We start from the raw sequence: 12852 nt of genomic DNA on the forward strand, positions 1-12852 counted from the left end.
TTTCAGCGACCAAAGTGCAAGATCGGCGCGCGTCGAGGAGAGGGGAGGGAGGGGGCTAGGGGGTTTGGGTTAGGAGGGCTTCGGTGATTTTTTGGCAGTTGTCCATGCCGTACTCGTAGCCCTTGTTGATGGGGTACTGGAGCATCACGCCCATCGTCCAGGTGTCGCCGATCGCCAGACAGTTGACGTGGATCTCCTGCTCACGGGTGCGGTCGACCCAGCCGTTCTTGATGGCGATCTTCTTCGCCTCGGCGGCCGGGAACGCCTTGCGGATGCCGAAGTCGCCGGCACCGCGTACCTGGCGCATCTCGCTGAGCAGCCACTTGGTCCACTTCGGGCCGGCGGCGGTGCCGTCGGCGATGCACTCGCCGAGGCGGGCGGTGTCCCGGGGGGAGAGTTCGGTCCGGCTCCAGCCGAGATCGCTCGACACCTTGCTGTCGGTCAGCTTGCAGGTCGACAGCAGCCGCTTGATCGAGGCCGACCGGCCGATCTGGGTGTAGAGCTGCTCGGTCCGGGTGTTGTCGCTGTCCCGGATGATCCGGGTCAGGTCGTCAAGCTTCGCGTCACTCGGGGTCTGCCCGGCGTCGGCGGTACGACGCAGGTAGTCGGCGACGATCCAGGACTTGATCAGGGAGGCGGTGGTGCTGGTCTCGGCCATGTTGTCCGAGCCGATGATCTCGCCCGACCGGCGGTCCAGCACGCTCCACGCGTACCAGCCGTCGATGTCCAGGTCGATCTCCTTCGCCTCGAAGGGCAGCGGCTCGGGCTCCGGCGAAGGGCTGGGCGACGGCGACGGTCGTACGCTGCGGTCGGTCCGGGTGGCGTCCCGGGCCGCCGGTGACTCACCCCGGCCCCACTGGGCGGCGGCGGTGGACTCGAAGGGCGAGCCGGGCAGCAGACGGAGTGAGACCAGGACCAGCCCGATCAGCACCGCCGCGATCGCGATCAGACGCAGTGGCGATGTCTCGCCGTCACGACCACCCCGGCTGCGGCGGGCCATCAGAGCTTCCCGATCGGCTGCTGCGGCACCTTGAGGGCGCCGCCCGGCTGCGGTGTCACCAACTGGCTGGCGACGCTGGCGCAGACGTCGGATCCGTAGTCGAGCCCGCTGCCGCGGGGGTAACGCAGCATCACCGCGAGGCTCCACTTCTCGGTGACGGCCAGGCAGTTGACGTGCCAGTTGCCGTCGTAGTTGAGAACCGTCCAACCGTTCTTGATGCTGACCGGTCCCTGGCTGGTGATCGACTCCGGCAGGCCGTCGATGATGCCCCATCGACCGCCGCCCGAGCGGGGCCCCTGGTCCTTGGCGGCGGTGCTGCCGCGAACCTTGCTCATCTCGCTGAGCAGCCACTTGGTCCACTTCGGGCCGGCGGCGGTGCCGTCGGCGATGCAGTCGCCGAGACGTACGGCGTCACGCGGGGACATCCGGGTGAAGCTCCACCAACCCTCGTAACCCTTGACGTTGCCGCGCTTGGTGTCGGTGAGATCGCAGGTGCTGATCGCACGCTTGATCACCGGACCCGGCTGGCCACCGGCGGGCACCGCGTAGGACCCTCCCGACGCCCGGTAGATGGCGTTCGTCGCGTCGTCGTCGCTGTCCCGGATGGCCCGGCTGGCCGCCTTCTTCATCGCCGCGGGCGGCTCCTTGTCGCCGAGTTGGCGCAGGTAGTCCGCGACGATCCAGGCCTTGAGCATCGACTCGGTCGAGCTGGTCGCGGCCATGTTCTTCGAGCCGGACAGCTCGTCGGTCTCCCGGTCCAGCAACGCCCAGGAGAAGAACTCACCCTTGAAGTTCACCGAGACCTTGCCGGCGGCCAGGGTCGGCAGCGGCGGTGGGGCGGGCGTGGGCGCGGCGACGCTCTCCGGGCCGGCGTTCGCCTCGCCAGCGGAGAGCCGGGCGTACGCGGCCGGCACCAGCATGACGCCGCCGAGCAGTACCGCCGTAGCGGCAAGCACCATGGTCACGCGAGATCGCATGAGCGGGTGAGCTCCAGATGTCGGGGCCGGGGGGACCGGCTTGTTGCCAGGACTGACCGGTGTGGATCGCCCGGGCCGGGGGAAGCGGCCCTGAGCTGGCAATCGTCATCAGCCGATCGGTGTGACGGAGGAAGTCTACGTGCGGATCGGCGTTATGCCAGGACTCGACACCGGGCAACTCGCGGTGAAGGCGGGATAACGAACCGCTATGTGGTCGTTGCGAGGATTTGTCGCTGGTTCGTGACCTAACTCATAGTTACCGACGCCACTGATGGCGACCGGCAGGTGACGGTGGGGAGTCCGGGATTTGTATGACACCCTCTGGTGTCTTTGACGGCTAGCTGTAACACTGGTGACATGTATGGCAATGACTTCCCGGGCGAGGACCCGCCCGGCGGCCTGCTCGGTGAGGTCGAGGCCGCGGAGGCGGCGTTGCGGGCGGCCGCGGAGCGTGGCCGTGACGCCGCCGAGCCGGGTGCGGACCTGGCCGCGTACTTCGCCGAGGTCGTCGACGCCGACCAGAAGATCGAGCCCCGCGACTGGATGCCGGAGGCGTACCGGCGGACGTTGATCCGGCAGATCGCCCAGCACGCCCACTCCGAGATCATCGGCATGCAGCCGGAGGGCAACTGGATCAGCCGCGCCCCGTCGCTCAAACGCAAGGCGATCCTGCTGGCGAAGGTGCAGGACGAGGCCGGCCACGGCCTCTATCTCTACGCCGCCGCCGAGACCCTCGGCGTCAGCCGGGACGAGCTGGTCGACCTGCTGCTCAGTGGCCGGCAGAAGTACAGCTCGATCTTCAACTACCCCACGCTCAGCTGGGCCGACGTCGGCGCGATCGGCTGGCTGGTGGACGGCGCCGCGATCGTCAACCAGGTGCCGCTGTGCCGCTGCTCCTACGGCCCGTACGCCCGGGCCATGATCCGGGTCTGCAAGGAGGAGTCGTTCCACCAGCGTCAGGGGTACGAGATCCTGCACACCCTGGCGCACGGCACCCCGGCCCAGAAGGCGATGGCGCAGGACTCGGTGGACCGCTGGTGGTACCCGTCCCTGGCCATGTTCGGCCCACCCGACGGCGACTCCACCCACTCCGCCCAGTCGATGGCCTGGAAGATCAAGCGTTTCTCCAACGACGACCTGCGGCAGCGGTTCGTGGACATGTGCGTCGGCCAGGCCGAGGTGCTCGGGCTGACCCTGCCCGATCCCGACCTGCGCTGGAACGACGAGCGCCAGGCGTACGACTTCACCCAGCCCGACTACGACGAGCTGATGCGGGTGATCAAGGGCAACGGGCCGTGCAACCGGCAGCGGATGGAACACCGGCGCCGCGCGCACAGCGACGGTGCCTGGGTGCGCGAGGCGGCGGCCGCGTACGCCGCCAAGCGGACGGCGAAGGAGAAGGTGGCAGCGTGAGCCAGCAACACACCCCGCTCTGGGAGGTCTTCGTCCGGGCCCGGCGCGGGCTGGCGCACACCCACGTCGGCAGCCTGCACGCACCCGACGCGGAACTGGCCCTGCGTAACGCCCGTGACCTCTACACCAGACGTCAGGAGGGCGTGTCGATCTGGGTGGTGCCGGCGAGCGCCATCACCGCCTCCAGCCCGGACGAGAAGGACGCCTTCTTCGACCCGGCCGCCGACAAGGTCTACCGCCATCCCACCTTCTACGAGGTGCCGGAAGGGGTGGCCCACCTGTGAGCGCGAGGAGTGAGCCGGGCCTGCGAGCCCCACAGTCGCGAACGGAGACGGCTCGGTGAACGGTCCCTTCGCCTTCACCCTCGCACTCGGCGACGACGCCCTCATCGCGGCGCAGCGGTTGGCCGAGTGGACCACCCGGGCGCCGGAGATGGAGGAGGACATCGCGCTGGCCAACATCGCCCTGGACCAGCTCGGTGCCGCCCGCCTCCTGCTGTCGTACGCGGGTGAACTGGAGGGTGCCGGCCGGGACGAGGACGCGTTGGCCTACCTGCGCGACGACCGGGAGTTCCGCAACTGCCTGCTGGTCGAGCTGCCGAACGGCGACTTCGCGGTGACCATGGCGAAGCTGCTCGTCCTGGCGGCCTACCAGGTTCCGCTCTACACCGCCCTGGCCGGCTGTCCGGACGAGCGGCTGGCGGCCATCGGCGGCAAGGCCCGCAAGGAGTCCGCGTACCACCTGGACCACGCCGCGCTGTGGGTGAAGCGGCTGGGCGACGGAACCGAGGAGTCGCACCGGCGGATGCAGGCCGGCGTCGACCAGATCTGGCCGTACGCCGACGAACTGTTCGCGGCACGGCCGGACGCCCCGGTCGACCCCGCGACCCTGCGGGCCGACTTCGACGACACCGTGACCGCCGTGCTCACCGAGGCGACCCTCACCGTGCCGGAGCCCGGCTGGACGCCGGCGGGCGGGCGCGACGGGGTGCACACCGAACACCTGTCGTACCTGCTCGCGGAGATGCAGGTGCTGCACCGCGCCCATCCCGGGGCCCGCTGGTGAACCGATGAGCAGGGCGCGGCAGGCCGTGGCGGCGGTGGTGGATCCGGAGATCCGGGTGGTCACCATCGACGACCTCGGCATCCTGCGGTCGGTGCAGGAGGACCCGGCCACCGGCCGCGTGGTGGTGACGATCACCCCCACCTACACCGGCTGCCCCGCGATGGATGTCATCCGCGCCGACATCCGTAGCGCGTTGGCCGCCGCGGGTCATCCGGACGCCGAGGTGCGTACGGTGCACAGCCCGGCCTGGAGCACCGACTGGATCAGCGACGCCGGGCGGGCCAAGCTGGCCGCCGCCGGTATCGCCCCACCCGTACCGGTCCGGCGCGACGGGGTCGTGCCGCTCACCCTGGCGGTGCGTTGCCCGCGCTGTGGTTCGCCGGAGACCGAGCAGCTCAGTCGCTTCGGCTCCACCGCGTGCAAGGCGCTGTGGCGGTGCCGCTCCTGCTCCGAACCCTTCGACCATGTGAAGGCCCTGTGACTGTCACCATCACCCGCCCGGTCCGCCGCCGGCCGGTGTTCCACCCGCTGCCCGTCGTCGCCGTGGACCGGCTCACCGCCGATGCCGTCGCGATCACCTTCGCCGTGCCCGAGGAGCTGCGCGAGACCTTCGCCTTCCGCGCCGGCCAGCACCTGACCGTACGCCTGCCGGCGTCAGCCGAGGCCGCGCGGAACGGTGGCGGCACGGGCGAGGGCGTCTCCGACGGTGCGGCCCCGGTCGGGGACGTGCGCCGCTCGTACTCGATCTGCTCCACCCCGGCGGAGCTGGCGCAGCACGGGCGGTTGCGGATCGGTGTGCGGGAGATCCCGGGCGGGGCCTTCTCCGGCTACGCCTGCGGGGCGCTGCGGCACGGCGACACCATCGAGGTGCTGCCGCCGCTCGGGCACTTCACCACGGCGTACCGGCCGGACCGGGTTCGTCGCTACGGCGCGGTGGTCGCCGGCTCGGGCATCACCCCGGTGCTGTCCCTGATCGCCACCGCGCTGGCCGTCGAACCGGCCAGCACCTTCACGCTTGTGTACGGCAACCGCACGGCCGGCAGCGTGATGTTCGCCGAGGAACTGGCCGACCTCAAGGACCGCTACCCGACCCGGCTGCACCTGGTGCACGTGCTCTCCCGCGAGCAGGGCGATTCGCCGCTGCTGTCGGGCCGGATCGACGCCGAGCGGCTGGGCCGGCTGCTGGCCACCATCGTGCCCGGTGACGCGATCGAGGAGTGGTTCCTCTGCGGCCCGTACGGACTGGTGGTGGATGCCAAGGCGGTGCTCGCCGAGCGCGGCGTGCCCGAGTCGGCGGTGCGTACCGAACTGTTCCACGTCGACGCGCCGCCGGAGCCGGTGCGTCGCAGCGATGACGCGTCCGGTGGTACCGACGTGACGATCATGCTCGACGGACGTTCGTCGAGCTTCACCATGCGCCGCGACGAGCGGGTGCTGGACGCCGCGCTCAAGGTCCGGGGCGAGCTGCCGTACGCCTGCAAGGGTGGGGTCTGCTCGACCTGCCGGGCCAAGGTCGTCTCCGGCGAGGTCGAGATGGCCCGCAACTACGCCCTGGAGCCCGACGAGGTGGCCGCCGGTTACGTGCTGACCTGCCAGTCCAGCCCGCTCACCGACACCCTCTCCGTCGATTACGACGCGTGACGTGTAGAACGTTTCGTTCTACACTCGTTCCCGTGGAGCAGATCGCAGTGCGGGAGTTGAACCAGCACACGAGCAAGGTGCTGGCGCGGGTGCGCGCCGGGGAGACAGTCGAGGTGACCGACCGGGGCGAACCGATCGCTCGGCTGGTGCCCGTGGTAGCAGGCGACGTTCTGCTGGGCCGGTTGGTGGCAGAGGGGCGCGCGATCGCCCCGGCCTCCACCGGGCCCCTGCCCCTGCCTCCCGTACTCGGTGATCCCACGGTCGACGCGGCAGCGGTCCTCGCCGCCTCGCGGGACGAGGAACGCTGGTGATCTACCTCGACTCGGCGGCCGTCATCAAGCTGCTCCGCCGGGAACCAGGGACCGAGGAACTCGTCAGCTGGCTGAACGACCGCAGCTCGGCCTCGCTCGTCTCGTCGGTGCTGGCCGAAGTGGAGGTGTCCCGGGCGTTACGCCGCGCCGCCCCTCAGGCGCTGGTGGGGGTGCCGACCGTGCTGTCCCGGCTCTATCGGGTCGAGATCGATGCCACCGTCCGGGCCACTGCCGCCGCCTACCCGGAACCGCTGCTACGCACTCTCGATGCCATCCATCTGGCAACGGCGGAGATCCTGGCCCAGCAGGCGGGCGCAGACTTCGTCGCCTTCGTGACGTACGACCGTCGACTGCTGGACGCTGCCAAGAGCATCGGGCTTCCAACAGCCAGTCCCGGGGCCGCCTGAGCACGTCCCTCCGTACCGGAAGACGGACGACAGGCCCCATGCCGGACAGGGGATGGATCACAGCTCAGGTGCGCCCCTGAGAGCCGAGCGGCTGGTCGGCGTACGCTCGGGGACGTGACGGTGAACCGGGAGATCGACGACATCCTGCAGCGCGGCGCCGACGGCGGGCGGATCACGCCCGAGGAAGCTCTGCTGCTCTACACCGACGCCCCCTTCCACGCCCTCGGCGAGGCGGCGGACGCGGTCCGTCGGCGGCGGTACCCGGACAACATCGTCACGTACCTGATCGACCGCAACATCAACTACACGAACGTCTGCGTGACGGCGTGCAAGTTCTGTGCCTTCTACCGGGCGCCGAAGCACAAGGAAGGGTGGACCCACCCGACCGAGGAGATCCTGCGTCGCTGTGGCGAGGCGGTCGAGCTGGGCGCCACGCAGGTCATGCTCCAGGGCGGCCACCACCCGGACTACGGCGTGGAGTACTACGAGGAGCTGTTCTCCTCGGTCAAGAAGGCGTACCCGCAGCTCGCGATCCACTCGATCGGGCCGAGCGAGATCCTGCACATGGCGAAGGTCTCCGGGGTGAGCCTGGACGAGGCGATCGCCCGGATCAAGGCCGCCGGGCTCGACTCGATCGCCGGTGCGGGTGCCGAGATGCTGCCGCAGCGGCCCCGCAAGACCATCGCGCCGCTGAAGGAGTCGGGCGAGCGCTGGCTGGAGGTCATGGAGCTGGCGCACCGGCAGGGCGTCGAGTCGACCGCGACGATGATGATGGGGACCGGCGAGACGGCCGCCGAGCGGATCGAGCACCTGCGGATGATCCGCGACGTGCAGGACCGTACGCAGGGCTTCCGGGCCTTCATCCCGTGGACGTACCAGCCGGAGAACAACCACCTCAAGGGGCGCACCCAGGCGACGACCCTGGAGTACCTGCGGCTGGTGGCGGTGTCCCGGCTGTTCTTCGAGACCGTTCCTCACCTACAGGCGTCCTGGCTGACCACCGGCAAGGACGTCGGCCAACTGGCGCTGCACATGGGCGTGGACGACCTCGGCTCGATCATGTTGGAGGAGAACGTCATCTCCTCGGCGGGTGCCCGGCACCGGTCCAACCTGCACGAGTTGATCGGGATGATCCGTTCCGCCGACCGGATCCCCGCCCAGCGGGACACGCTCTACAACAGACTGGCCGTGCACCACACCCCCGACGACGACCCGAGCGACGACCGGGTGGTCTCGCACTTCTCGTCGATCGCCCTGCCCGGCGGCGGCGCCGGCCGATCGCTGCCACTTGTCGAGGCGCGCTGACCGACCCGCGACCCGACGCGCGACAGCGCGAGGTGCGGTGTCCTGGGCCTCTTGACGACGCGGTACGCGCTGGTTGCGGTGCCCCGGGCCGTCCGGCGACGCGGTACGGACGAGTTGCGGTGTCCCGGGCCTATCCGGTCAGCGGAACGGCGCGCGTCGCGGGGGCTCCGGCATCTGTCGTCGGGCGGCGTCGATGGGTGCGGTGCCAGCGGGGGTGAGATCACCGCGGGTCATCGCGGCCCAAGCGCTGTGTCACTGAGGTGGCTCGACGGGTTGTCAGCCGAACGGCTCGCGTGGACCATCCATCCGGTTCGAAGCGGCGGGCCGGCCTGGCCGGGTGCCGGGGTGCGACCAGGTAGCAAGACCCATCAATCCGGACAATCCTTAAGTGGCCATTAGCTGAGCAGCTTGTGACAGGTGTGTTCCAGGGTGGCGCGGGTGATCGCTGACCGCTAACGTCCCCGCCCGTACCTTTTCATTCACCCTACGGGGGAGACCATCACATGATCTTCCGAACCCGCCGGGCTGCCAGCCTGGCTGCGGCCGCGCTGCTCGCCTCGGGCGCCTTCACCGCCCTTGGTGCGCCGGCCTACGCCGCTGGCACCGAGACGGACCTGGCCCTCACCGCCGCCGGCACCCGCGCCACCGACGGCGTCGAGGGCAAGGTCGGCTGGGCCAAGATCGCCAACCAGGGCGAGGGTACGCCGACCAAGGTGCTCGTCAAGGTCGACACCTCCAAGGTGGACGACACCAAGCTCGTGGTGGGCGCGTTCACCGAGGGCGGCTGTGACGTCACCGGTGACACCAAGCCCGAGCTGTGGGTCTGCGAGCTCGACAAGAAGGAGATCCCCGGCCCGGGCGAGACGACCGAGGTGCCGATCGTCCTGTTCAAGGCGGCCGAGGGCGTCACCGGCCCGTACAAGGCCCCGGTGACGATCAGCATCGAGTCGCCGGACGACACCGACGAGAGCAACAACAGCGTCGAGGTCGACGTCGAGTTGACTCCGGAGAGCGGCGTCGACCTGGGTGTCATCGTCCCCGACGTGAAGACCCGCATCGACCTGGACACCTTCGAGGAGGACGGCCCGGTGCGTCCGGGTGACACCGCCCTGCTCTGGAGCGAGATCGCCAACCAGGGTGACCTGACCGCTCAGGGCATCAAGCTGAGCTACCAGCTGCCGAAGGGTGTCACCTTCCTGCCGATCGAGGGTTGCGAGATCAGCTCCGACAAGCGCGGCGCGGTCTGCGAGGACGACGCCTTCCTGCTGGAGCGGGACACCGTGCTGATCGTTCCGCTGGCCGTCGAGGTGGGCAAGGGCGTCGAGGCTCCGGTCACCCTGAAGGGCGGCTCGCTGACGGCCGAGGCGTTCGGTGCGCTGTCGCCCGAGGCCCGGATCAGCCAGCAGGCCACCAAGCCGACCTTCGGCAAGGCCGAGGTGCGGGAGATCAAGGAGTCGGAGTTCGCCGACATCGACCCGACCGACAACTCCGATGACTTCGCCGTGGTGGTCACTGCCACCAACGGTGGTGGCGGCGGTGGCGGTGGCCTGCCGGTCACCGGTGTGCAGGCCGGTCTGATCGGTGGCGTCGGCGCGGGTGTGCTCGCCGCTGGTGTGGCCATGTTCCTGGTCGCCCGCCGTCGCCGGGTGGTCCTGGTGACCCCGGGTGACGAAAAGACGAACGCCTGAGGTTCGTCCTCTATCGGCCCGCGCGGGCCGTTCACATAACGCACGGCAGTGAGGGCGGGATGGGTGACCATCCCGCCCTCACTGTGTCGCCTCGACCCTGTCCGGGGCGTCGACGACCGGGCTGGCAGAGTGGAGGGGTGAGCAGCCGTACCCCGCAGGGCCAGCGCGCCAGTCTGGACAAGCAGCCGCACGAGGTCGCCGCGATGTTCGACGGTGTCGCGGCCCGTTACGACCTGACGAACACCGTCCTCTCCTTCGGTCAGGACCGGTTCTGGCGGCGGGCCACCCGGGCCGCGCTCGACCTGCGGCCGGGCGACCGGGTGCTGGACGTCGGCGCGGGCACCGGCGTCTCAACCGAGGAACTCGCCCACTCCGGGGCGTACGCGGTCGGTGCCGACCTGTCCCTCGGCATGTTGCACGCAGGTAAGCGGACCCGCCCGCAGGTGCCGTTGCTGGCCGGCGACGCCCTGCGGCTGCCCTTCGCCGACGCCAGCTTCGACGCGGTGACCATCTCCTTCGCGTTGCGCAACGTCAGCGACACCGATGCCGCGCTGCGTGAGCTCGCCCGGGTGACCCGTCCGGGCGGCCGGCTGGTGGTCTGCGAGTTCAGTACCCCGGTGAATGCCGCGTTCCGCACCGTGTACCTGTCCTACCTGATGCGCTCCCTGCCGGCCGTGGCCCGGACGGTCTCCAGCAACCCCGACGCCTACGTCTACCTCGCCGAGTCGATCCGGGCCTGGCCGGACCAGCCGGCGCTGGCGGCGCGGGTGGCCGCGGCGGGATGGGATCGGGTGGCGTGGCGCAACCTGACCGGCGGGGTGGTGGCGCTGCACCGGGCCGTCCGGAGGTGACTTTCCGCCCCCTGATGTGGCGGTGCAGACATGAACACCATCATTTAGGGGAATAAGGCGATTATGTCGCCTTTGCGGCTTAGGCTGGCCGGCATGACGGATCCGAAGAATGTGGCCATCGGCGATGCCGCGGAGCTGGTCGAACAGCTCAGAGGGCTGGCCGGGGCGGATCCGGCCGACGTGCGTCAGGTGGTGACCGAGGTGCTCGCGGCCCTGGACCGGGCCGCTGGTGGCGCCCTGCGCGAGCAGTTGCCGGAAACCATCCGGGCCGGCCTGGACGGTGCCGGCCCGGCCCGGTGTTGAGGGACTGTCGGCCCGCAGATCCGTTTCCAGCAGGTTAGGTCGACCTAACAAGGCGAGCTTACGGTGCCGGTCATAGACTCGTCCCGGCTGGCTTGTGAAGCATTTCACGAGCAGGGCGGGGAGGAGGCGCTAATGACCGCGGTGGAGAACGACGCCGACGTTATCGTCGTGGGCGCCGGTCCCGGTGGTTCGGCGACCGCGTACCACCTGGCTCGGCACGGCGTACGCGTGCTGCTGCTCGAGAAGACCGAGTTCCCCCGGGAGAAGGTCTGCGGCGACGGGCTCACCCCGCGCGCGGTGCGGCAGCTGATCCGGATGGGTGTGGACACCTCTCCCGAGGCGGGCTGGCTGCACAACCGTGGCCTGCGGGTGATCGGTGGCGGCGTCCGGCTGGAACTGGACTGGCCGGATCTGGCCAGCTTCCCGAACTACGGCCTGGTACGCACCCGACTCGACTTCGACGACCTGCTCGCCCAGCGTGCCGTGGCCGCCGGGGCCAAGCTGCGGACCAGTGTCAACGTCATCGGTCCGGTGCTCGACGGTGACGATCGGGTGATCGGGGTGCAGGGCGAGGACGGCCCGGACAAGGCTCCGGTCACCTTCCACGCCCCGCTGGTGGTGGCCGCGGACGGTGTCTCGGGCCGGTTCCCGCTCGCCCTCGGGCTGGCCAAGCGGGAGGACCGCCCGATCGGTGTCGCGGTCCGGCGCTACTACCGCTCCGAGGCCCGCCACGACGACGACTACCTGGAGTCCTGGCTGGAGCTGCGGGCCAAGGGTACGAACGAGCTGCTGCCCGGGTACGGCTGGATCTTCGGCCTCGGTGACGGCCGGGTCAACGTCGGGCTGGGCATCCTCAACTCGTCCTCGGCGTTCGGCAAGACGAACTACCGGCGGCTGCTCACCGACTGGCTGGCCAACACGCCGCCGGAGTGGGGCATGACCGACGAGACGAACGCCGAGGGGTCGATCCTCGGTGCCGCCCTGCCGATGGGGTTCAACCGGGTGCCGCACTACACCCGGGGCGTGCTGCTCGTCGGTGACTCCGGCGGCATGGTCAACCCGTTCAACGGCGAGGGCATCGCGTACGCGATGGAGTCCGGCGAACTGGCCGCGGAGGTCGCGGTCCAGGCGCTCGCCCGGCCCGCCGGTGCCGAGCGGGAGCGGGCCCTGATGGCGTACCCGCAGGAGTTGAAGACCCGGTTCGGCGGCTACTACCGGCTGGGCGGGATCTTCGTGAAGCTGATCGGCCGGCCGGAGATCATGCGCGTGGCGACCAAGCACGGCATGCCCCACCCCACGCTCATGCGCTTCGTGCTCAAGTTGCTGGCCAACCTCACCGACCCGCGTGGCGGTGACGCGATGGACCGGGTCATCAATGCGATGACCCGGGTCGCGCCCGCCGTGTAGGGGCGCGGAACAGGCAAGGTCCACCCCCGCCGAAGGGTGCGGGGTGGGATGTGAATAGTGTGAATTTCGCCAACCACCGAGGGCAGGGAAGGACGAGCAGGAGAAGAAATGTCGCTCTCGCCTTACGTACCCATCATCGGGCTGTTCGCCCTCGCCGCGGGTTTCGCGCTGTTCTCGATAGCCGCCGCCCGGTTCGCCGGCCCCCGTCGCTACAACAAGGCAAAGCTCGAAGCCTACGAGTGTGGGATCGAGCCTAGCCCGCAGCCGATCGGTGGCAGCCGGTTTCCGGTCAAGTTCTACCTGACGGCGATGCTCTTCATCGTCTTCGACGTGGAGATGATCTTCCTTTACCCGTGGGCTGTCTCCTTCGACATCCTGCCGGTCTTCGGGTTCGTCGCCATGTTGGTGTTCATCGGTGCCGTCTTCGTCGCGTACGCCTACGAGTGGCGGCGTGGCGGCCTGGACTGGGACTGAGGGAGGAACG

Annotated in this window: 15 protein-coding genes; 13 read left to right on the forward strand and 2 right to left on the reverse strand. The window is 69.7% G+C overall.

What is annotated here, in order from left to right:
- Positions 1-55 precede the first annotated feature (55 nt).
- On the reverse strand, positions 56-1000 hold the full coding sequence (locus AB0I71_RS00400) for a serine hydrolase (RefSeq protein ID WP_357581087.1): 945 nt from the start codon (positions 998-1000) through the stop codon (positions 56-58).
- Positions 1000-1977, reverse strand: a complete 978-nt coding sequence (locus AB0I71_RS00405; protein ID WP_357581088.1) for a hypothetical protein — start codon at positions 1975-1977, stop codon at positions 1000-1002. Before AB0I71_RS00405 ends, AB0I71_RS00400 begins: the two co-directional genes overlap by 1 nt.
- A gap of 357 nt (positions 1978-2334) precedes the next feature.
- On the opposite strand from AB0I71_RS00405, the gene paaA reads away from it, so the two are divergent.
- From paaA to AB0I71_RS00470, 13 genes are all read left to right on the forward strand, one after another.
- A complete protein-coding gene (gene paaA, locus AB0I71_RS00410; protein WP_357581089.1) occupies positions 2335-3390 on the forward strand; it encodes a 1,2-phenylacetyl-CoA epoxidase subunit PaaA in 1056 nt (351 codons plus the stop codon).
- On the forward strand, positions 3387-3674 hold the full coding sequence (gene paaB, locus AB0I71_RS00415) for a 1,2-phenylacetyl-CoA epoxidase subunit PaaB (RefSeq protein WP_357581090.1): 288 nt from the start codon (positions 3387-3389) through the stop codon (positions 3672-3674). The genes paaA and paaB overlap by 4 nt, the downstream gene beginning before the upstream one ends.
- A gap of 55 nt (positions 3675-3729) precedes the next feature.
- Positions 3730-4455 (forward strand): 1,2-phenylacetyl-CoA epoxidase subunit PaaC, encoded by a 726-nt coding sequence (paaC, locus tag AB0I71_RS00420; protein ID WP_357581091.1) that lies wholly within the window; start codon positions 3730-3732, stop codon positions 4453-4455.
- Between the two features lie 4 nt (positions 4456-4459).
- Entirely contained in the window at positions 4460-4936 is a 477-nt protein-coding gene (gene paaD / locus AB0I71_RS00425) for a 1,2-phenylacetyl-CoA epoxidase subunit PaaD (RefSeq protein WP_357581092.1), read from the forward strand.
- The gene (paaE, locus tag AB0I71_RS00430) at positions 4933-6096 is read left to right on the forward strand and encodes a 1,2-phenylacetyl-CoA epoxidase subunit PaaE (protein WP_357581093.1); all 1164 of its coding nucleotides are present in this window, start codon (positions 4933-4935) and stop codon (positions 6094-6096) included. Before paaD ends, paaE begins: the two co-directional genes overlap by 4 nt.
- Positions 6097-6128: 32 nt before the next feature.
- A complete protein-coding gene (locus AB0I71_RS00435; RefSeq protein WP_357581094.1) occupies positions 6129-6407 on the forward strand; it encodes a type II toxin-antitoxin system prevent-host-death family antitoxin in 279 nt (92 codons plus the stop codon).
- On the forward strand, positions 6404-6814 hold the full coding sequence (locus tag AB0I71_RS00440; protein WP_357581095.1) for a type II toxin-antitoxin system VapC family toxin: 411 nt from the start codon (positions 6404-6406) through the stop codon (positions 6812-6814). The genes AB0I71_RS00435 and AB0I71_RS00440 overlap by 4 nt, the downstream gene beginning before the upstream one ends.
- Positions 6815-6928: 114 nt before the next feature.
- Positions 6929-8119, forward strand: coding sequence for a cyclic dehypoxanthinyl futalosine synthase (gene mqnC / locus AB0I71_RS00445; protein WP_357581096.1), 1191 nt, complete (start codon positions 6929-6931; stop codon positions 8117-8119).
- Between the two features lie 503 nt (positions 8120-8622).
- Positions 8623-9807 (forward strand): hypothetical protein, encoded by a 1185-nt coding sequence (locus AB0I71_RS00450; RefSeq protein ID WP_357581097.1) that lies wholly within the window; start codon positions 8623-8625, stop codon positions 9805-9807.
- Between the two features lie 137 nt (positions 9808-9944).
- Entirely contained in the window at positions 9945-10658 is a 714-nt protein-coding gene (locus tag AB0I71_RS00455; RefSeq protein ID WP_357581098.1) for a demethylmenaquinone methyltransferase, read from the forward strand.
- Positions 10659-10751: 93 nt separating this feature from the next.
- A complete protein-coding gene (locus AB0I71_RS00460; RefSeq protein WP_357581099.1) occupies positions 10752-10961 on the forward strand; it encodes a hypothetical protein in 210 nt (69 codons plus the stop codon).
- A gap of 132 nt (positions 10962-11093) precedes the next feature.
- On the forward strand, positions 11094-12368 hold the full coding sequence (locus AB0I71_RS00465; protein WP_357581100.1) for a geranylgeranyl reductase family protein: 1275 nt from the start codon (positions 11094-11096) through the stop codon (positions 12366-12368).
- 108 nt (positions 12369-12476) lie between these two features.
- Positions 12477-12842 carry an NADH-quinone oxidoreductase subunit A gene (locus AB0I71_RS00470; protein ID WP_278178368.1) on the forward strand — a complete coding sequence of 122 codons (366 nt, stop codon included), beginning with the start codon at positions 12477-12479 and terminating at the stop codon, positions 12840-12842.
- Positions 12843-12852 lie beyond the last annotated feature (10 nt).

Source organism: Micromonospora sp. NPDC049891 (assembly GCF_040660295.1).
GTDB lineage: Bacteria > Actinomycetota > Actinomycetes > Mycobacteriales > Micromonosporaceae > Micromonospora.